Raw genomic sequence first — 19,422 nt, forward strand, 5'->3', positions numbered from 1 at the left:
CCTTTCTAATGATATACCAGTATCATCTTTTCCCCGCTTTCTGCCGCTTTAGACAGCTGCTGCGCCTGTTTATCAGTGACTACAATTTCTACACTGTGATTCTCTTTATCGACAAGGCGCACCGGTGCAGATGTTACAAGTCCGCTGCCAAGAAAAAAATACGCATCGTCTCCTCGTCGAAGTGATGAAGGTAATGCATAAAGCCACTCTTCGGGTACTGTCAAAACGTATTTTCCTTCTTTTGCGCCGGACACAAGTTCTACCTGAATAAAATATTCCTGAAACAGGGGCAGACCTTTATGAATAAAGGCTGCCGCCTCTTTTCCAACCAGCGAATTCTTCTCCCCCGGTGTTATAAAATCTTTTTCTGATACTTTCATCTTCACAGTCTGAAACATATCCTCTCGCAAAATGGTGCCTTTTGCCACATTCTTACTGCACACTAGCACCTCATCGTAAAGAAACTGCGCTTTGCCCCACTTTTCCCAGGTAACCAGCGCTGCTATGCTAACCGCAATAAGCACGATACCGATGATTCGTTTTCCTCTGTCCAAAGGAAACCTCCTTTCTTTTCAAAATAAAAAAGGATAGAAAAAGGACCGCCCTATGGGCGGCCCTCGGTCTATTTCCATTCACCTCTATCTATCCGTAATATCATAATAGCACATTTTTTCTCCCCTTACAATACTTTTTTTAACATTTTTTAAATTTTTTTCCAAAACATCTTACATCATAGATAAATTCTTTGCGACCGTATACAGAAACCTCTGTTTCCAGTACCTCCACAGTTTGTTCGGAAATGCCTTTCCGGTATTTTTGAGAATCAGGTTGCTCAGAATAAACGAACGATATTCCTCTGGCACCATATTCAGCGCCGCATGAATGCCGCGAATCCTTTCTCGCAGCACAGCCCTCTCTACGGCTTTTTCCTCCGTTGGCCGATATAAAACAAAATTGCTTGTTCTATCACTGACAATACTTCTGCCTCCGGCTATTTCCTCCTGTTCAAGCTCTGCCAATCTGTTTTCCATTCTCTCCAAATCTCTGACTGCCCAAACGCTCTGATAATACACTGCATCAGGCATAACATACTCCTTATACTTTGTCTGTTGCCATTCTCTTGACATAATCACCTCTTTCCGAAACCTCTGCTTATTTTTTACCATAATTTACAGATTATGTCAATACATTTCCATCAAAAATGACAAAGAAAAAGACACCCTGCATCAAAAACTGACAAAGTGTCTTACCATTATAAAATTGATAAATTGTTTTCTAATCCGGATTACCTGTAGAAGCAAGACACACGCCTGTAATGGTCAGGGCTACCCCCACAACAGTATACCAGCCAAAAGGATCGCCTGCAAAAAGACAACCCGACAGCACACCTACTGCAGTGACTGAATTAGCAACTAAATTGGTGCCGATTGTTGCCGGCAGCTTTCCAAGGACGTAGTTAAAAATCAAATAGCTCAGACAAGAACAGCAAATACCAAGAAACAATACGCCACCTAAGACAGTCATATCGTTTAAGCAAAGTGCATATCCGCGTACACCATTGCCCATAGCAAAACTAATTGCATTAAAACAGATTGCGCCCATAACAGAAATAGAAAAAGTAACCTCCAGTGCGTCGAACTCTTCCGAAGCTTTGCTGCTGCTAAGAGAATACAGCGCACCAGAAATAATCGCTGCCAGAAGGAATAGGTAACCGATTCCTTTTCCACCTACAGAAAACTCCGGTGAAAAATATACGCAAACAACCACACCGACGAAAGCCAGAATAATAGCACCAATAATTTTCTTACTGGTTTTCTGATGCAAGACAATTGCACTGATAAGGAGAACCATCAATGGAATCGTCGCAATGAAGATTGAAGATTCCGATGTACTGGTATATTTTACCCCCAGCGTTTCAAACGTTGCATAAATACAGGGCTGTAAAATTCCAACCAATATCAACAGCTTAATATTTTTCCCTTTAAATTTCACCTTCACTATGCGAAGTGCAATCAAAACCAGAAATACCACAGTTGATACTGTCCAGCGAAGTGCCAAAAGTTCCATCACTTCCAGATGATTTAATGTAACCGATGTACCTAAATAAGACATTCCCCACATCAGCGCACAAACAGGCACCAGTGCATACAGGAACCATTTCTTTTCTGTAATCTTTTCTTTCAAATCAATCGCATCCTTTTTTGTTTATTTCTCTGTATCCAATACCCTTATCACATCACCGAAAATACCGTATGCAGTCTGCTCGATTTCAGGTGCATGCTCAATCACAGACAGTTTACCCATCAAATCTGTTGTAATCGATATCACGGAAGTAGTACTGTCGATAGTTGCAAGCATATCCTGCATCTCAACCTCCACCGGTTTTACGCTGGCATACACCCTGCCGTCTTTCCGCCAGCCTCTGCAAAGAAGTTTAATGACCCTTCCCCGTGAAGCCGCTTCTTTGATATCGGAAACAGTAATATTCTCAATTCCGGTCCGATCTACCTCCGAAGGTGTAAGCCCTGCATCCATCAGAACATTTAAAAGCGCCGTAATCTTTGCTGCTGCATCATATCCCTCGATATCCATAGCCGGATTTGCTTCAATAAATCCTTTTTTCTTGCCCGCAACAATAACATCATCGTAAGGCTTTCCCTGTGCCAGTCCCTCCAAAATATAATTAGTGGTACTGTTTAGAATTCCGGAAACCTCTGTCACCTGACAGAATTTCAGTGTATGCTCCACCAGATTAAATACTGGTGTTCCATCCATTACCGTCGTTTCATAGAAAAAGCACAGACCTTTCTCTTTTGCCAGCGATTTCAGCTCGTCAAAAGCCCATGCAACCGGTCCTTTATTAGCCGTAATCACATGCTTACCACACGCAAAAGCCATTTTGATATGATCGATAGCAGGCTGTCCTGTAAAAATCTCCAGCGGCGTCAGCTCACACACTACATCACAGTCAGCTTCTTCAATAACTGCCAGCGCATCCTTATGACAAAGTCCAAGTGTATCATCTGCAAACTTTCCAAAATGCTCTATATCTGCACAGACCTGTAAAAGATCAATACCACCTGCATCGATAATCGTTCCCTTGGAGGCTGTTGCAATGGCGGTAACCTTTACACTTCTGCCATAAATCCTTTGAATCTCCGGAAGTTTCTCTGAAAGCATCTTTACAAATGCCTGTCCGGCATTTCCAAAGCCCAATAAAGCCAGCTTCAGATCGTTCATACTTTATCTTCCTCCTGCAATAACGCCCGGATTCTGTGATTGAGCATATCCAGCGCCACCACATTGAATCCTCCTTCTGGAACAATAATATCCGCTTTTTTCTTACTCGGCTCTACAAACTGCTCATGCATCAGCTTTACTGTCGTCAGATACTGAGCTACCACTGAATCCAGTGTTCTTCCCCGCTCCTTCACATCGCGCAGAATCCTTCTGATGATCCGCACATCTGCATCGGTATCTACGAAAACTTTAATATCACAAAGATCTAAAAGCGCCTGATTTTCAAAGATTAAAATGCCTTCCACTACGACGACTTTAGAAGGAGTAACCGGCACAGTTTCAGCTACCCTGTTATGAATAGTAAAATCATACACTGGTCTCTCAATTTTTTTCCACTGTTTCAGCATTTTCACATGATCAACCATCATATCTGTATCAAATGCGTCCGGATGGTCGTAATTCAGCTGGCACCGCTCTTCATAGGTCATATCATCATGGGCTTTATAGTAAAAATCATGACTGAGAATGGTGATCTCATCACTGAACTGTTCTTTAATCTTGTGAATCAGCGTGCTCTTTCCTGATCCGGTACCGCCTGCAATTCCTATTACGATTACATTCTTCATCTATTTTCTGCAAACCTTTCTTCTATGAACTAAGCTCTCTGCTATGCTTTATTTCGGATCTACAACAGGTTCTTCTCTTGAGCGATCCTCTTCGGTCACAGCAGAACCCAGCACCATTGTCGCCTTTGCAAGTTCCTGGACAATATTATTAATCTTTACCAATTTTTCCTGGGAAATATTTCTTCCCATTGCCAGGTCTGTATTGTATAAAATGCTTTCAATTCCACTATGAATATCTGAAATTTTCCGTCTGACTGCCTGAATTTCCTCATCTTCCACTGCTTCTTGCTCTGCCTGCTCATAGTTGAGTATCTGTGCAGTATTCATGTCCAGTTCAAATTCTGAATTTCCCAGTACCACCACAGGCTCATAACCCAGTTTATCGTGAATCAGTTTTCCAAAATCTTTCTTGGAATCTTCTTCACCGTGTACCAAAAATATCTGTTTCGGCTTCTGTCTAAAGCCTGCAAGCCAGGAGAAAAGACCATTCTGATCGGCATGACCGGAGAATCCTTCCAGGTTATAAATCTCAGCATTAACGTGAACCTCTTCGCCAAAGAGAACTACATCTTTAACCCCTTCTACCAGCAGTTTTCCCAGCGTGCCTTCTGCCTGATAACCCACAAAGATTACGCTGGATCTTGCATCCCATAGATTATGCTTCAGGTGATGACGAATCCTGCCCGCCTCACACATGCCGCTGGCAGAAATAATAATTTTAGGATTTCGGTCCAAGTTCAGCGCCTGAGACTCTGCCGTACTTCTTGTAAATTTCAGGTTCTTAAAATCCAGCGGATTATCCCCACGCAAAATATAGTCTCTGGTTTCGTCATCAAACACTTGTGCGTTCTTTCGGAAAACCTCTGTAGCTGTGGTCGCCATCGGACTATCCACATAGACCATCAACTGATCCAGTTCATCTTTATATTCGCTATGTTCTTCATAAAACTTGTTAAATTCGTAAACTAGTTCCTGGGTTCTGCCTACTGCAAAGGATGGAATCACTACCGTGCCACCTCTTCTCGTTGTCTTCAGCACAATATCGAGAAGTTCTTTAATACTGGTGATGTTTGCCGGGTGATTTCTATTACCGTAGGTCGTTTCCATAATCACGTAATCCGCTTTTTTAATGATGGTCGGATCCTTCAAAATAGGACGGTTCACCATGCCAAGGTCGCCAGAAAAGACGATTTTAGATTCCTTACCGTCCTCGCAAACCCAGATTTCTGTAATTGCCGAGCCCAAAATATGTCCGGCATCATTAAAGACGATTTTCATATGATCGTTAATCTTAATCTGCTGATCATAGAGTATTGGCTCCACATACTCCAAGGCCTTCAACGCATCATCATAGGTATAAAGCGGCTCTACCGGCGGTTTTCCCGCACGGGCTGCCCGCTTGCTTTTCCATTCCGCATCCTTTTCATGAATAAAACCGCTGTCCTTAAGCATGACATCAAGAAGATCTGCTGTCGCATCGGTGCAGTAGATTTTTCCTGTAAATCCTCGTTTAACAAGAAGCGGAATCCTGCCGCAGTGATCGATATGAGCATGGCTTAAAATGACACACTCTATCTCTTTTGGATCAAAAGGAAACGGCTCGTAGTTCAGCGCCTCCTGTGCTTTTCCCCCTTGAAACTGCCCGCAGTCAAGCAGTACCTTATGATTTGCTGTTGTTAACAAATGGCAAGATCCTGTCACGCCCGAAGACGCTCCACAAAATTTAATTTTCATATGTTCCCTCGCTTTCAGCTATACCTTCGTAGTCCAAAGCTGCGCCTCTCCAGTAGAAACGACGGTGGCGCCTGCCGCAAGTGCAGCCCTGACTTCTTCCATGGTTTCAACGATCCCTCCTGCAATGATGGGCATATCGACCTTCTCCGAAAATTCCCGGATCTTCTTGGTGATAATCCCCGGCATGATTTCTATGATATCAGGTTTTGATATCTTGATGGATTCAACCGATGTTCCCACCGAATGAGAATCTACCATAAAGAAACGCTGTACTGTAATCAGGTCGAACTCTTTTGCCAACTTGACAATGTTGGTTCTGGTGGTCAGCACGCCATCCACCCCCTGTTTTGCCAAAAACTCAAGTCCTGCTCTATCCTTTCCGATTCCTTCTGCAAAATCCACATGGATAAATGCCTTTTTTCCTGCACTATGTATTTCCTTTACACACTGATTTACTGTCATAATGTTGGAATGAAGTAAAAACACCATATCCACATCTGAGCGCAGAGCCTTACTGAAATCTTTCTCTGTACGAATCGCTGCAGCGATGGGCTTTTTCATGAAATCCATAACCATATTTCTCTCCTCTTCTCTCATGGTCAGACGCAAGAAAGGTGAGACCCCCTATTCTTGTATATCCAATTATTACTATTATAATACGTTCCGCCCGGTTTTTGAATAGTTTTTTTGGAATTTGAAATTGTGTACAAAAGCTATAAGATTTTAGCTGAATTTAAAACAAAAAGACACCTCGGGACTTTCAACCCGAAAGTGTCTTCACTTTATAATAAATTTTATTCCTCATCTCCATGAAAATCCGAGCCCTCGGTAATATGCAGGTGATATTGGCCTGCCATGACTACCAGCTTCAACGCCTGCTCATGACTAGCAGAAGGATGATAGCATTCCATACCCTTTAAACCATGCTTTTTCAAATCCGCCACAATGAGGTCCAGATTCTTCCAAAATACTTCACTGCTCGAATCGCCGATTTTCTTTGTCTTCAGAGGATGCGCCAAAACCGCCATGCCGCCAGCCTCTTTGATGATATCGATGGCCTCATAGGCGCTAATCCGCTCCCGCGGCACTTCATCAAACAAATCCCACATGTTTTCCGGCGCGCAGCCCTTCCGTTTCAGGACTCTGGCAAAATTAGGCTTGCCGATGTAGTCTTGTCCGGGACGCTCGATTAAATCCTCGTACACAAGATCATACCCTAAACCCTGCAGGTGTGCAAGCAGTCTTTCGTTGCGATCCCTGCGGGATATCCTCAACTTCTCGATACATGCTTTCAGCGCCGCGTTTTCCGTATCAATATGATAGCCAAGGATGTGCAGTTCTATTTCCTGCCCTTCAAAATCATAGCTACTGCCGATTTCAATGCCCGGTATCACCTTTAGTTCCAGCGCTTCTCCTGCGATAACCGCCTCATATACGCCGTCCACGCCGTCGTGGTCCGTTAGGGCAATCACATCGTAATCTCTTCCCTTGTACATTTTCACAAGCTCCGTCGGCTTCATGGTGCCGTCCGAAAACCAGGAATGCATATGATAATCAACCTTATAGTTCATCTCTCACCTCTATTACTTGTACAAAAGCTCCGCAGAAGTTTCCCTCGCAGCTTCCGCACCTTTCAGATAAGCAACCAGCGAAAGAGCAAAATCCATCGCCGTGCCGGGCCCCTTGGAGGTAATGATATTTTTTGAAACAACGACCCTGTCGCTGCGCACAACAGCACCGGCAAGTTCTTCCTCCATACCATCATAAATCGTGGCTTCATGTCCGGAAAGAAGACCTGCTCGTCCCAGCACCATCGGCGCCGCACAGATTGCCGCAATTGGCTTTCCCGCTTCATAAAAAAGCTTTAGTTCCTCGTTCAGTTCCCCGTGATTGCACAGATTTATCGTTCCCGGCATACCGCCCGGCAAAATCAGCATCGCGCATCTGTCGTACAGTCCTTCCTTAAAAAGGATGTCCGCTTCTACGCCAATTCCATGAGAACCGTAAACCAATTTATCTTCCATAATAGAAACCGTTTTTACCTGAATATCCGCACGACGCAGTAAATCTACTGCAGTCAGAGCTTCCACTTCTTCAAAGCCGGTTGCTAAAAATACATAAACCATAATTCTTTCTTCCGCCTTTCCTTTCAAAGTCCATCTTCCGTCAATAAAATATCCGTTCCGGCTTTGTCAAATGATAGTTGATATACGTCAAAAGGGCCAAAATCGCTGCGCCAAAAATGGACGCAAAAATTACATACGTTTTAAAAAAGGGATCTCCCAAAATCGTTACCAGCGTTGTCGATTCTTTCGGCAGCTCAATTCCAACCAGAAAATTGTAAGTCCACAGTCGAAATCCCTTGCTGTACCAGCATACGCCCTGTCCTATTAACAGTAGTGCGCTGAGCACGGCCCCCGTTCGATACCTGTTTCTAAGTGCCTCCCTAAAGTCGTTTTTCCACAAATAGATATACACAGCTAACGCAATCGCAAAACAAAACAGTCCAAAGGCAAGCTCAATATTGAGAACCGTCTTTACTCGTCCCATAATCCTCTGCTCCGTCTTATCAAAGATTGGATCCTGGTAGACGCCGTTATCCTCATATACCTGAAAAGATTCTCCGCTAAAAGAAGACCAATAGGAAGATATGCCTGCCGCCATATCCCGTTCCGTCACATTATAGGGAATTTCTCTAATAACTTGACTGTCATTGAAATGAAATACGTAAATTTCCGATACGCGAAGTACCAGATTTGAAGTTAAAATCACAATCATCAGCGGTAGCAGTACCGCTAAAATCATGGAACATAAATAATTAAATTTGTGCATTTTGACTCCTAGCCTACATGAAAAGCGGGGATAGACACCTGTTTGCCTATCCCTGTTTTGCTTCTTATTGTGTTATTTAATGATTTCACACACTGCATCAGGTCCGCAGCCTGCTGCATTTCCTTCATCTGTGTCAAGATGAACTTCTTTCTCGTGTTTTGCGCCAGCTCTAACCAGTACGTTATCAAAGATTAGACCTCTTTCGCCTTCGATTTTGATGCTGACCCAGTCGCCGTCCTTTACGCCTGCTTCTTCTGCCTGCGCGTCGTTTAAGTGTACGTGTCTGAGCGCTGCGATTACACCGTGATCAAGTTCAACTTCACCGCAAGGTCCAACCAGCTTACATCCTGGTGTTCCTTCCAATTTACCGGATTCTCTGACCGGCGCCTTGATACCGATGGTTCTTGCATCAGTCAATGCCAGTTCGACCTGTGTTTCTGGACGAACTGGTCCCAGCACTCTAATTCCTGTTAAAGTCTTCTTAGGTCCTACAATATCAACCTTCTCTTCAGAAGCGAACTGACCCGGCTGTACCAAATCTTTGGTAGGAGTCAGCTGATGTCCTTCTCCAAAGAGAACGTCTAAATCCTTCTGACTTAAGTGTACATGTTTGTTGGATAAACCAATATTTACTTTGTAACCCATTTTTATATATCTCCTTTTTATGTAAAAATTATTATAAACAATTTATGTTACTCTTCCAAATAACTGATATATGGAAGATTTCGATACTTTTGATCAAAGTCCAGACCGTATCCTACAATAAACAGGTCAGGCACCTCAAACCCAATATAGTCCCCTTTAACATCTGCAGTTCTTCTGGACGGTTTGTCCAAAAGCGTGCAGATTTTTACACTGTTTGGCTTTTTGATGTAGAAATAGTCTTTAAGCGCCTTCAGGGTATTACCAGTGTCGATAATATCTTCAATAATCAGTACTTCTTTTCCGGAAATCTCAAGTTCAATATCTTTTTTAATTTTCACTTCACCGCTGCTGATGGTTCCGCTTCCATAACTGGATGCCGATACAAAGTCAATTTCAAGATCCAAATCGATATGTTTCATAATATCTGCCATCCACGGAACTGCACCGCGTAAAGTTCCAATCAGAATCAGCTCTTTACCTGCATAATCACAGGTGATCTGCTCACCCAATTCTTTTGCTCTTTTCCAAATGTCTTCCTGGGTAAAAAGTATCTTTCCTTTGATTTCCTTTACTGCCATGTTTTACTCCTTATCTTCTACATCAAATTCTACACCCTCAACGATTGTTTTGTCACGAAATTTTTTAGATAAATCTTCAGTTTTTTCTCCCAGCCAGTAGGCATCCAGTTCATCTTTTAGAGTCCAAAGGATATAAATCCACAGAATCAAATCGTCTAAAAGAGCAAAAGGAAACAGAACTGCCGGAATAATATCAATCGGTGTGATCAAATATACAATACCGAAAATTACCAGAGCCTTTTTTCTCAGCGGAACAGTTTTGTCTCGCAGAAGGCTTGTAATGGCCGCAATTCTTCGCAGCAAAACTCTAATCGTGATAAACTGCATCTTCTTCCTCCAGAATCTTCTCTATTTCGCAAAGCAGTTCTTCATAGCCTGTCTTTTTCAGCGCCGAAACTGCAATAACCCTATCTTCTTTAGACAGCTGCAGCGTTTTACGAATTAGAGCAATATTCTTCTGCATTTCGTTTCTAGATACCTTGTCTGCCTTGGTCGCAACTACAATGCCATCAAGCCCATAGTGGCGCAAATATTCATACATCTGCACATCTTGAGCGCTTGGTTTATGTCTGATATCGACAAGCTGCACCACCTTCCGCAGTCCATCTCTGTTTTTGAAATAGGTTTCCATCATGTCGCCCCAGTTTTCGGTTGTGCTCTTGGAAACCTTCGCATAGCCGTAGCCCGGCAAATCCACAATTCTGAATGCGTCGTTGACAATGTAAAAGTTGATGGTTCTCGTTTTACCCGGGCTCCCGCTGACTCTCGCCAGCTTCTTCCTGTTCGTCAGCAGATTCAAAAGAGAAGACTTTCCCACGTTAGATCGCCCTGCAAAGGCAATCTCCGGCATGTTGTCCGGCGGATACTGGCTCGGCTTTACCGCCACAGTATCCAAGTCTGATTTAATAATTCTCATGATTTACCTGCTTTATTTTACCAGTGCTTCAGAAAGCGCACTGCTTACATGATCGATTAGTACAAATTCCATCTTTCTGCGAACGGTATTTGGAATTTCATCAATGTCCGGTGCATTATCCTTTGGAAGCAGCACTTTCTTAATGCCTGCTCTATGCGCCGCCAGCACCTTTTCTCTAATACCGCCAACCGGAAGAACTTTTCCGCGAAGGGTCACCTCACCGGTCATAGCAACGTCTCTTCTCACTGGTATGCCCGTCAAAGTGGAAATGACTGCGGTGCACATAGTTACACCTGCAGACGGACCGTCCTTCGGCACTGCTCCTTCCGGCACATGGACGTGCAAATCGTATTTCTTGTAAAAATCTTCTTCAATGCCCAGCTCATCTGCAACAGAGCGAATATAACTGATACCTGCCTTTGCGGATTCCTGCATCACATCGCCCAACTGACCGGTCAGAACCAGCTTGCCGCTGCCGGCAACTGCAGTGGTTTCAATCTGCAGGGTATCGCCTCCTACTGCAGTCCACGCAAGTCCTGTGGTAACACCTACCTGATTCTCACCTTCTACCATATCGAAGTGGAATCTGTGTTTTCCCAGATACTTTTCCAGATTGGACGGCGTAATGCTGTAGGATTTTGCCTTTGCAGAGACAATCTTACGGGCAACCTTTCGACAGAGGTTTGCAACCTCCCGTTCCAGATTTCTGACACCGGACTCTCTGGTGTAATAATTAATCAAATCGTGGACTGCTTTCTCGGAAATCTTGAAGTTATCCTTCTTCAGTCCGTGTTCCTTCACCTTCTTTGGAATCAGATATCTCTGAGCAATCTTTACCTTTTCTTCCTCGGTGTAGCCAGGTACTTCTACGATTTCCATTCTGTCAAGAAGCGGTCTTGGAATAGTATCGGTTGAATTTGCCGTCGTAATAAACATAACCTTAGAAAGATCAAAAGGTACTTCCAGGAAATGATCTGTAAAAGTGTTGTTCTGTTCCGGATCCAGCACTTCAAGCAGCGCAGACGCCGGATCACCTTTAAAATCAGCACCGATTTTGTCTACTTCGTCGAAAAGGAATACCGGATTGTTAGTACCTGCGTCTTTCAGGCAGGAAATCACTCTGCCCGGAATTGCACCGATATAGGTTCTTCTGTGGCCTCTAATCTCAGCTTCATCGCGCACACCGCCCAGGGACATTCTGACAAATTCTCTGCCGGATGCCTTTGCAATGGACCTTGCAATAGAAGTTTTTCCTACTCCCGGAGGTCCCACAAGGCACAGGATCGGTCCTTTTATTGCTTTGGACAAATGAATAACAGCCAGATACTCCAGCACTCTTTCTTTCACCTTGTTCAGCCCATAGTGATCTTCATTGAGAATTTTTTCAGCCTTTTTCAAGTTTACATTTACCTTAGATGCTTTATTCCAAGGTAACGCCAAAATAGTCTCCACATAGTTTCTGATTACCGTTGCCTCCGCAGAAGACGGCATCATCTTGGAAAACTTGTTAATTTCTTTTTTAATTTTTTCTTCAACCTTTTCAGACAGATGCAGCTCCTCCAGTTCTTTCAGCCAGTCTGCGGCTTCCAAACCTGCGTCCTCGTTGACGCCCAGTTCTTCTTGAATCGCCTTCATCTTTTCTCTGAGGAAGTACTCTTTCTGATTGTGGTCGATATTTTCCTTTACTTTCTTAGAAAGTTCTTTTTCAATTACTGCTATTTCATTTTCCTCAGCAATGATTGTAGTCAGCACCCGGATTCTCTCTGAGAAATCCATGGTCTCCAGTACTTTCTGTTTACGGCTTGTGCGAATCAAAAGTTCGTTTGCAATTTTATCTGCTACAACGATAGGATTCTCACTGGAAATCGCCTTATCAACCAGATCATCACTGACCTGACCGGTCAAAGCTGCATACTCAATAAATGCCTCCGTCAGTATTTTCATTGCCGCTTTATCTTCCGGCGACATCTGCTGCAGATCAAGTTCTTCTGCAATCTGCTTTACCGTACAGGACATGAAGTCTTCTTCCTCAAGAGGCTGTATCAGCTGTGCTCTGCAGACGCCTTCCACCAGCACTCTGACAGCATCACCCTGAATTTTCAGCATCTGTTTGATTCTGACAATCGTACCGAGGGTATAAATATCGTCAAATGTAGGAATCAAGACATTATCATCTTTCTGTGTTGATACAAAGAGCAGTTTATCATCCGCCATTGCCTTTTCTAGTGCATGAATGGACTTTTCCCTTCCCACATCGAAATGAATTACAGTATTTGGAAAAATAGATACACCCCTAAGCGGAATACAAGGGAAAATCACTTTGTTTTCTTCTATCATCTGTTTCCTCCTAATGGTTCGTTCCTAGAACGCAAGTGATTGGTTAAACGAACCTTATGCTTTGGGAGACCTAACTCAATAAGCGAAGCGAATTGTAGTAGGTCCCCTGTCAGGAGTGCAGTGCTTTAGCACGTGGCACTCTACGACCAGTTCCCAAGAGCAAATGCGATTGGCTAGACGCTAGTCGTATAATGGTTCGTTCCTAGAACGCAAGTGATTGGTTAAACGAACCTTATGCTTTGGGAGACCTAACTCAATCAGCGAAGCGAATTGTAGTAGGTCCCCTGTCAGGAGTGCAGTGCTTTAGCACGTGGCACTCTACGACCAGTTCCCAAGAGTCAATATGATTGGCTGAGCTAGTCGTATCACTATACGAAAGGCGGCCGTCGCCGCCTGTTTTATGAGGCGTCAGCCTCGCTATTCGCATCTTTATTTTCGTCAACAATCAGCGTCGGTGCCTGACCGTTTTCGATGGTCTCCTTGGTTATGATACACTTTACGATATCATCTCTTGAAGGAATTTCAAACATGATATCATTCATCGCTTTCTCAAAAATGCTGCGCAGACCTCTTGCGCCAGTTTTTCTCTCGATTGCTTTCCTGGCAATTGCACTGACAGCCGCATCTTCAATTTCCAGTTCTACCTGATCCATTTCAAATAGCTTCTTGTACTGCTTAATCAGTGCGTTCTTAGGTTCACGCATAATCCGTACGAGAGCTTCCTCGTCCAACTCCTGCAAAGCAACCAGCACAGGCAGTCTTCCAATAAACTCCGGAATCAAGCCGAATTTCAAAAGATCCTCTGGCTGAATTTCAGAAAGCAGCTTGCTGTCTTCCTTTTTTACAGAAGTCGTCGTTTGATTAAACCCAATGACTCGCTCGCCCATTCTTCGCTGAATAATATTGCTGAGACCGTCAAAAGCGCCGCCACAGATAAAAAGTACGTTACTGGTATCAAACTGAATAAACTCCTGATGCGGATGCTTACGTCCACCCTGAGGCGGTACATTAGCAACAGTACCTTCCAGAATTTTCAACAACGCCTGCTGCACGCCCTCGCCGCTGACATCTCTAGTAATAGACGGATTGTCTGATTTTCTGGCAATCTTATCAATTTCGTCAACATAAATAATGCCCTTTTGAGCCTTTTCTATATCAAAATCTGCCGCCTGCAACAGGCGAAGCAGGATGTTTTCTACATCTTCACCAACATATCCAGCTTCCGTCAATGCTGTTGCATCAGCAATGGCAAAAGGTACATTTAGTAGCTTTGCCAATGTCTGGGCAAGCAGTGTCTTACCAGAACCTGTCGGTCCTATCATGACGATATTGCTCTTCTGCAGGTCAACATCCCTATCTGTATCGTCAGTTCTGTTAATTCTCTTATAATGATTGTATACTGCTACGGCCAGAGTCTTCTTTGCAGAATCCTGTCCAATGACATAATCAGACAGGGTATCAAAGATTTCTTTTGGTTTTGGCAGCTGATATCCCACGTGCTTGACTGGCGTCGTCATCTGTTCCTCACGCTCAGCTTGTTCTATAATGCCCAGACACATATCTACGCATTCATCACATATATAAAGACCCGGTCCTGCCACAAGACGTCTGACCTGGCTCTGCGGCTTTCCGCAAAAAGAACATCTCGCTTCTTTTTTTTCGCCAAATATTTCTGACATAAATATCCCCCTCTACTTATTTATTTGGATGAAATTACTTTATCAATCAATCCATAGGAGGCAGCGTCCTCTGCACTCATAAAGTTGTCTCTGTCGGTATCTCTTTCAATGATAGCTAAATCCTGACCTGTATTCTCGCTGAGAATTCTGTTAAGTTTCTCCCTTGTCTTCAAAATCCAATCAGCATGAATCTTGATATCAGAAGCCTGCCCTTTTGCTCCGCCCAGCGGCTGATGAATCATCACCTCCGCATTAGGAAGCGCAAATCTCTTACCTTTTTTCCCTGAGGACAGAAGGAATGCACCCATGCTGGCTGCAAGACCCACACAAATGGTGGAAACATCGCATTTAATATACTGCATGGTGTCATAAATAGCCATGCCGGCGGTTACAGAACCGCCGGGGCTATTAATGTAAATACAAATATCTTTCTCAGGGTCCTCTGCTTCTAAGAACAGCAGCTGTGCTACCACCAGACTGGCGATTTGGTCGTTAATCTCATCTGCCAGAAAAATAATTCTGTCCTTTAACAGTCTTGAATAAATGTCGTAAGAGCGCTCTCCTCTACCAGTCTGTTCAATTACATATGGTACTAAAGCCATTCTTTTGTGTCCCCCTTATTTCTGTTTGTTTATATTTTAAGCTTCTTCAGCTTTCTTCTCAACCTTGTTTACTTTTGCCTTGTCATACAGCATGTCGATTACTTTCTTCAACTGGATGTCCTTTTTGAAGAAGGTCAGGTTGTCAGTGCCGATCATCTCTCTGATCTGCGCTACATCTACATTGTATGCGTTAGCCATGTCTTTCAGTTCAGTTTCCATTTCTTCTTCGGAAACTTCTACCTTTTCGGCTTCAACGATAGACATCAGAACTAATCTGGTTCCAACCTTCTTAGCTGCGTCTTCTCTCAATTCTTCTCTGAAATCCTTAGGCTCTTTCTGTAAGAACTGCAGATACTGTTCTAAAGAAAGTCCCTGATATCTCAGCTGGTGATCCAGTTCCTGCGCCATTCTGTCGATTTCGTCCTCTACCATAACAGCCGGCACTTCCGGTTTGTTTGCTTCGTAAACTTTTTCGATGACAGCGTCTTTTGCAGCGTTCAGAGCCATTGCATCAGCGTTTGTCTGTAGTCTTTCCTCAGTTGCTTTCTTTAATTCATCCAAAGTGTCATATTCACTGACATCTTTTGCGAATTCATCATCAAGCTCAGGAAGTTCTTCCACTTTGATTTCGTGGATATGGCAGTGGAAGACTGCTTCTTTTCCTGCAAGATCAGGCGCGTGATACTCTTCAGGGAACGTTACTGTTACATCCTTGTCCTCTCCTGCGTTAACGCCAACCAGCTGTTCTTCAAATCCCGGAATAAACATACCGGAGCCAATCTTCAGTTCCTGTCTTTCTGCAGTGCCGCCTTCAAACTGTTCTTCGCCTACAAAGCCAGAGTAATCTAAAATTACAGTGTCACCATCTTCAACGGGTCTTTCAGCTACGACCATTCTTGCGTTTCTCTTCTGCAGCATTTCGATTTCTCTATCCACATCTTCTGCTGCAACAGTCTGAATGACTTCTTCTACCTCTACACCCAGATAATCTTTTACATCTACTACTGGATATACTGCTACAGTAATAGTGATAGTGAGCGGCTTTCCTTTTCCGATTTCGGAAAATTCAGCAGCAGGACTGTCGATGACTTCCAGCTGCAGCTCACGGATCGCTTCTGGATAGTTTTCCTGGAACATGTTGTTAATTGCATCCTCAAAGAATACGCCTTCGCCATAGTGCTTCTCGATGATACTTCTAGGCGCTTTGCCCTTTCTGAAACCATCTATCATAAACTGATTTTTAGATGCCTGATAAGCCTTAACGACTGCAGCCTCAAATTCTTCCGCAGTAAAATCCATAGTAAACTTTACCTGGTTATTCTCTTTGGAAATAAAAGTTGTTTTCATTGATATATATCCTCCTAAAATTATAGCAAGTTCATTAGCTCTACATTCAATTCTGAACATAGAATGCATATTATTATACACTTTTTGGCGCATAAAGTAAAGGATTCTAACAAAAATGACTGCTAAAAACAGTCATTTTTCTTTAAATGAGGTCTAATCCTCTCTTATATTTGCTTCTATCTTCCGCCAAAAGATCATATTTTGCAGAAATTCTTTGTCCCAAAGCAATCATATCCTCTTCATCACCGGAATAAAGCTCAATTTCCATTTCAGAAATCGGTGCAGTGTTTTCTCCACAAATAATCTTACCTACATCGATGGAAAGCTCGCTGATAGATCTTCCAGTATCAATTCTCACCTGTCTGCGCACAAAGTATATATCCATCAATGGAACCAGAGTTCTCTTTCCAACCAAATCTACCAGCACCTGACACATCTCGCTCTGATCGAAAATCTGAATATCCGGTATAGTCAGCTTAGACTCATCATCTACCGGCACGTTGATTTCTTCTCTCTTGTGCATACCTTCATCACTGGAACCGTTCCATTTCAATGTCGCAATCAGCTTGCTTCCTTCTTTTCTAACGCGAAAAGCGATTCCTTCCCTGAAAAGCCTTCTATCTTCAGTATCGAAATATACTGCATGCATTTCAAGTTCTTCTTCTGTATCCTTATCTTTAATGCTTTCCAGATAAGGGTCATGCAAAATTTTTTTAATGACTTCCTCATCTTTTACCGCATATTTCAGTTCAATTTCCATAGTTTCCTCTCATCTCACGGATTTTGTCACAACCTATGTTCTACCACAAATCTCATCGAAAGTCAATAGAATACCTCTTCGATAAAATACAGACCCGGCTTTCTGCCTGTCAGCCACTGTGCCGCTTCAATAGCACCTTTGGCAAAAATCGTTTTTGAAAAAGCAGTATGTTTAATCTCTATCACTTCGTCTTTCATAGCAAAAATAACGGTATGTTCTCCAAAAATTGTACCGCCGCGAACGCTGTGAATACCTATTTCGTTTCTTCTCTTCTCCTCGCCGCAGCGACCGTATTTGCGTTCCCGTTCTCCCAAGGGATCGCAGACCTTAGCTAGCGCAAGCGCCGTGCCGCTGGGCGAATCCACTTTCTGATTGTGATGTTTCTCGATGATCTCCATATCGGAACAGTCCGACAAAAGCGGCACCGCATAGCCTACAATCTTTTTTAAAGAATTGATGCCATAAGAAAAGTTGGAACTTTTAATAATCGGCGCAGATTCTGCCAAACGCCGAATTTTCTCCTCTTCTTCCTCTGTATAGCCTGTTGTTGCAAAAACTGCACCAACGCGACCTTTTCGCTCTTCAATATAACGGCAAATTCCGTCTAAGGCACCAGGGTGACTAAAATCAATGACAACATCTGGTTCTTTAATATCCTCTAGTCTCTCTCCCAATGCAGGTTCAATATTATACACCTTATCGATACCAGGATTCTGCAGTGCCATATCTCTGACAATACGCCCCATAGTACCGGTTCCTACGATTGCAAGATTCATAGGTTCATCTCCTTTCACGTATAATATCCAGTTTATTCTTTTGTGAAAGGATTTGATACTTTTTTCTGGATTCCATAACAAATCGGCACCAGATACAAATAAAAGCTAAAGGTAATTGCTCCAATCCCCACCTGCATAAATCCAAGAGGTACGGTACAGGCAATCGCCCATGGAACAGTCCCCGCCAGCAAAATCACCGAATTTTCAAGGTCGATGGCAAGTTCTTCTTTTGTTGCAGAAAGCGCCTCATATGGTTTCTTCAAAAAATCGCAGCACATCATCGATGCGATAGTTTGATTGCAGAAAATCCCAAGAAAGCCATAAGAAATCAGCACCATAGTAGGAAATCTTCCAATTTTCTTTGCAACGAAGAGAATTTTCTCCTGCAGCACACCCAGCATGTCCGTTCCCGTAAAGATACCCGAATAGGTACTGGAAAGCGACACGATACACACAATCTCTATCATGGAAAGCATGCCACCGCCATCTAATATTTTTCCAAGGCCGCCTTCGCCGGTATATCCAAAAATCAACGTGTGAAGAAGAGTCTGCAAAGACATATCCTCACAAAACAGACTGACCACACTGCCGCTTGCAATACTGACAAGCATAGCATAAATGACTGGAACCTTCAAAAGTGGCAGTACCAACATACAAAGCGCCGGCACTACAGCCCATATGGAAAGGCTAAATTCACTTTCCAGATTATGTAAAAAGCTTTGATCCACTGTCTGAATCGGATTTGTAAAGGAAAGCACGCTATAAATCCCCAAAGTTAGAACCAGCGGCATCCATGCGGTCTTTGCCATCCTCTTTACATTAGCAAGCAACTCCGTTTCCGTGATGGTAGCCACCAGAATTGCACTGGACGATACAGGAGAACCTCTGTCCCCAAAGTAAATACCGCTCATCACCGCTCCAGCAGTCAAAAACTCGTCGACACCGCCCGCCCTTGCCAAAGCAATAAAAATGACGCCAACCGTGCCTGCCACGCCAAAAGATGTGCCCAAAGCATAGGAAAGCAGACAGCACAATGCAAAGGTGATAATCAAAAAAATCCCCGGCGTAATCATCTTAATTCCATAATAAACAAAAAAGGAAATAGTTCCTGCTGAGCGCCAGACCGCCGTAATAAAGCCGATGATAAACATAATCTCAATAACTATCAGCGCATCCTTCAAACCATCCGCTCCCATCTTAGCGATTTCGCTAAAAGCAAAGCCCTTCCTTTTTCCTACAATCGTAAAAGCAATCAGCCCAATAAAAAGAGCAATTACCATGGTGTACCCCATAATGATACACCAGACCATCGCTCCAATAAATACGATAAAGCCAATCAGTAAATCCATC

21 protein-coding genes are annotated in these 19,422 nt (G+C 43.3%); all 21 read right to left on the reverse strand.

Translation table 11 applies throughout. The features are described 5' to 3' along the window. Positions 1 to 5: 5 nt before the first annotated feature. The 21 genes from V1225_RS11495 to V1225_RS11595 all read right to left on the reverse strand — a co-directional run bounded on the left by V1225_RS11495 (position 6) and on the right by V1225_RS11595 (position 19,421). Positions 6 to 554 (reverse strand): SAF domain-containing protein, encoded by a 549-nt coding sequence (locus V1225_RS11495; RefSeq protein WP_160202771.1) that lies wholly within the window; start codon positions 552 to 554, stop codon positions 6 to 8. 171 nt (positions 555 to 725) lie between these two features. Beyond that, positions 726 to 1,127, reverse strand: a complete 402-nt coding sequence (locus V1225_RS11500; protein ID WP_251632328.1) for a hypothetical protein — start codon at positions 1,125 to 1,127, stop codon at positions 726 to 728. Positions 1,128 to 1,275: 148 nt separating this feature from the next. Further along, positions 1,276 to 2,184 (reverse strand): DMT family transporter, encoded by a 909-nt coding sequence (locus V1225_RS11505; protein WP_160202769.1) that lies wholly within the window; start codon positions 2,182 to 2,184, stop codon positions 1,276 to 1,278. A 21-nt stretch (positions 2,185 to 2,205) separates the two neighbouring features. Next, the gene (locus V1225_RS11510; RefSeq protein WP_338546504.1) at positions 2,206 to 3,240 is read right to left on the reverse strand and encodes a hypothetical protein; all 1,035 of its coding nucleotides are present in this window, start codon (positions 3,238 to 3,240) and stop codon (positions 2,206 to 2,208) included. After that, the gene (gene udk / locus V1225_RS11515; protein WP_160202767.1) at positions 3,237 to 3,866 is read right to left on the reverse strand and encodes a uridine kinase; all 630 of its coding nucleotides are present in this window, start codon (positions 3,864 to 3,866) and stop codon (positions 3,237 to 3,239) included. Before udk ends, V1225_RS11510 begins: the two co-directional genes overlap by 4 nt. 48 nt (positions 3,867 to 3,914) lie before the next feature. Next, the gene (locus V1225_RS11520; protein WP_338546506.1) at positions 3,915 to 5,600 is read right to left on the reverse strand and encodes an MBL fold metallo-hydrolase; all 1,686 of its coding nucleotides are present in this window, start codon (positions 5,598 to 5,600) and stop codon (positions 3,915 to 3,917) included. Positions 5,601 to 5,618: 18 nt separating this feature from the next. After that, complete coding sequence (locus tag V1225_RS11525; protein ID WP_161909316.1) at positions 5,619 to 6,170, reverse strand: glycerol-3-phosphate responsive antiterminator; 552 nt, start codon at positions 6,168 to 6,170, stop codon at positions 5,619 to 5,621. Between the two features lie 224 nt (positions 6,171 to 6,394). Next, positions 6,395 to 7,171 (reverse strand): PHP domain-containing protein, encoded by a 777-nt coding sequence (locus V1225_RS11530; protein WP_160202764.1) that lies wholly within the window; start codon positions 7,169 to 7,171, stop codon positions 6,395 to 6,397. Between the two features lie 12 nt (positions 7,172 to 7,183). Continuing rightward, the gene (locus V1225_RS11535; protein WP_160202763.1) at positions 7,184 to 7,726 is read right to left on the reverse strand and encodes a DJ-1 family glyoxalase III; all 543 of its coding nucleotides are present in this window, start codon (positions 7,724 to 7,726) and stop codon (positions 7,184 to 7,186) included. A gap of 40 nt (positions 7,727 to 7,766) precedes the next feature. Next, complete coding sequence (locus tag V1225_RS11540; protein WP_160202762.1) at positions 7,767 to 8,432, reverse strand: DUF1461 domain-containing protein; 666 nt, start codon at positions 8,430 to 8,432, stop codon at positions 7,767 to 7,769. A gap of 72 nt (positions 8,433 to 8,504) precedes the next feature. After that, positions 8,505 to 9,077, reverse strand: coding sequence for a phosphate propanoyltransferase (locus tag V1225_RS11545; RefSeq protein ID WP_251617115.1), 573 nt, complete (start codon positions 9,075 to 9,077; stop codon positions 8,505 to 8,507). A gap of 47 nt (positions 9,078 to 9,124) precedes the next feature. Further along, positions 9,125 to 9,655 carry a hypoxanthine phosphoribosyltransferase gene (gene hpt, locus V1225_RS11550; RefSeq protein WP_160202760.1) on the reverse strand — a complete coding sequence of 177 codons (531 nt, stop codon included), beginning with the start codon at positions 9,653 to 9,655 and terminating at the stop codon, positions 9,125 to 9,127. 3 nt (positions 9,656 to 9,658) lie between these two features. Continuing rightward, positions 9,659 to 9,982 carry a DUF1232 domain-containing protein gene (locus V1225_RS11555; RefSeq protein ID WP_160202759.1) on the reverse strand — a complete coding sequence of 108 codons (324 nt, stop codon included), beginning with the start codon at positions 9,980 to 9,982 and terminating at the stop codon, positions 9,659 to 9,661. Next, positions 9,963 to 10,571 (reverse strand): ribosome biogenesis GTP-binding protein YihA/YsxC, encoded by a 609-nt coding sequence (yihA, locus tag V1225_RS11560; RefSeq protein WP_160202758.1) that lies wholly within the window; start codon positions 10,569 to 10,571, stop codon positions 9,963 to 9,965. Before yihA ends, V1225_RS11555 begins: the two co-directional genes overlap by 20 nt. A gap of 12 nt (positions 10,572 to 10,583) precedes the next feature. After that, complete coding sequence (gene lon, locus V1225_RS11565; RefSeq protein WP_251617119.1) at positions 10,584 to 12,908, reverse strand: endopeptidase La; 2,325 nt, start codon at positions 12,906 to 12,908, stop codon at positions 10,584 to 10,586. 398 nt (positions 12,909 to 13,306) lie between these two features. Next, positions 13,307 to 14,587 (reverse strand): ATP-dependent Clp protease ATP-binding subunit ClpX, encoded by a 1,281-nt coding sequence (gene clpX, locus V1225_RS11570; protein ID WP_160202756.1) that lies wholly within the window; start codon positions 14,585 to 14,587, stop codon positions 13,307 to 13,309. 20 nt (positions 14,588 to 14,607) lie between these two features. Beyond that, positions 14,608 to 15,189 carry an ATP-dependent Clp endopeptidase proteolytic subunit ClpP gene (gene clpP / locus V1225_RS11575; RefSeq protein WP_161909311.1) on the reverse strand — a complete coding sequence of 194 codons (582 nt, stop codon included), beginning with the start codon at positions 15,187 to 15,189 and terminating at the stop codon, positions 14,608 to 14,610. A 36-nt stretch (positions 15,190 to 15,225) separates the two neighbouring features. Beyond that, positions 15,226 to 16,536: a trigger factor gene (gene tig, locus V1225_RS11580; protein WP_160202754.1), complete on the reverse strand. Its 1,311-nt coding sequence runs from the start codon at positions 16,534 to 16,536 to the stop codon at positions 15,226 to 15,228. A gap of 142 nt (positions 16,537 to 16,678) precedes the next feature. Then, entirely contained in the window at positions 16,679 to 17,296 is a 618-nt protein-coding gene (locus V1225_RS11585; protein WP_160202753.1) for a CYTH domain-containing protein, read from the reverse strand. Positions 17,297 to 17,358: 62 nt separating this feature from the next. After that, the gene (gene dapB, locus V1225_RS11590; RefSeq protein ID WP_251616796.1) at positions 17,359 to 18,072 is read right to left on the reverse strand and encodes a 4-hydroxy-tetrahydrodipicolinate reductase; all 714 of its coding nucleotides are present in this window, start codon (positions 18,070 to 18,072) and stop codon (positions 17,359 to 17,361) included. Positions 18,073 to 18,104: 32 nt separating this feature from the next. Continuing rightward, a complete protein-coding gene (locus V1225_RS11595; RefSeq protein ID WP_251632180.1) occupies positions 18,105 to 19,421 on the reverse strand; it encodes a Na+/H+ antiporter NhaC family protein in 1,317 nt (438 codons plus the stop codon). Position 19,422: the final 1 nt, after the last annotated feature.

This window comes from Emergencia sp. JLR.KK010 (genome assembly GCF_037018265.1).
GTDB lineage: Bacteria > Bacillota > Clostridia > Peptostreptococcales > Anaerovoracaceae > Senimuribacter > Senimuribacter intestinalis.

Excerpts from the sequence above, each read along its gene's own strand:
- V1225_RS11500 (WP_251632328.1), bottom strand. The coding sequence starts at position 1,127 with ATGTCAAGAGAATGGCAACAGACAAAGTATAAGGAGTATGTTATGCCT.
- V1225_RS11510 (WP_338546504.1), bottom strand. The coding sequence starts at position 3,240 with ATGAACGATCTGAAGCTGGCTTTATTGGGCTTTGGAAATGCCGGACAG.
- udk (WP_160202767.1), bottom strand. The coding sequence starts at position 3,866 with ATGAAGAATGTAATCGTAATAGGAATTGCAGGCGGTACCGGATCAGGA.
- V1225_RS11520 (WP_338546506.1), bottom strand. The coding sequence starts at position 5,600 with ATGAAAATTAAATTTTGTGGAGCGTCTTCGGGCGTGACAGGATCTTGC.
- V1225_RS11525 (WP_161909316.1), bottom strand. The coding sequence starts at position 6,170 with ATGGATTTCATGAAAAAGCCCATCGCTGCAGCGATTCGTACAGAGAAA.
- V1225_RS11530 (WP_160202764.1), bottom strand. The coding sequence starts at position 7,171 with ATGAACTATAAGGTTGATTATCATATGCATTCCTGGTTTTCGGACGGC.
- V1225_RS11535 (WP_160202763.1), bottom strand. The coding sequence starts at position 7,726 with ATGGTTTATGTATTTTTAGCAACCGGCTTTGAAGAAGTGGAAGCTCTG.
- V1225_RS11540 (WP_160202762.1), bottom strand. The coding sequence starts at position 8,432 with ATGCACAAATTTAATTATTTATGTTCCATGATTTTAGCGGTACTGCTA.
- V1225_RS11545 (WP_251617115.1), bottom strand. The coding sequence starts at position 9,077 with ATGGGTTACAAAGTAAATATTGGTTTATCCAACAAACATGTACACTTA.
- hpt (WP_160202760.1), bottom strand. The coding sequence starts at position 9,655 with ATGGCAGTAAAGGAAATCAAAGGAAAGATACTTTTTACCCAGGAAGAC.
- V1225_RS11555 (WP_160202759.1), bottom strand. The coding sequence starts at position 9,982 with ATGCAGTTTATCACGATTAGAGTTTTGCTGCGAAGAATTGCGGCCATT.
- yihA (WP_160202758.1), bottom strand. The coding sequence starts at position 10,571 with ATGAGAATTATTAAATCAGACTTGGATACTGTGGCGGTAAAGCCGAGC.
- lon (WP_251617119.1), bottom strand. The coding sequence starts at position 12,908 with ATGATAGAAGAAAACAAAGTGATTTTCCCTTGTATTCCGCTTAGGGGT.
- clpX (WP_160202756.1), bottom strand. The coding sequence starts at position 14,587 with ATGTCAGAAATATTTGGCGAAAAAAAAGAAGCGAGATGTTCTTTTTGC.
- clpP (WP_161909311.1), bottom strand. The coding sequence starts at position 15,189 with ATGGCTTTAGTACCATATGTAATTGAACAGACTGGTAGAGGAGAGCGC.
- tig (WP_160202754.1), bottom strand. The coding sequence starts at position 16,536 with ATGAAAACAACTTTTATTTCCAAAGAGAATAACCAGGTAAAGTTTACT.
- V1225_RS11585 (WP_160202753.1), bottom strand. The coding sequence starts at position 17,296 with ATGGAAATTGAACTGAAATATGCGGTAAAAGATGAGGAAGTCATTAAA.
- dapB (WP_251616796.1), bottom strand. The coding sequence starts at position 18,072 with ATGAATCTTGCAATCGTAGGAACCGGTACTATGGGGCGTATTGTCAGA.
- V1225_RS11595 (WP_251632180.1), bottom strand. The coding sequence starts at position 19,421 with ATGGATTTACTGATTGGCTTTATCGTATTTATTGGAGCGATGGTCTGG.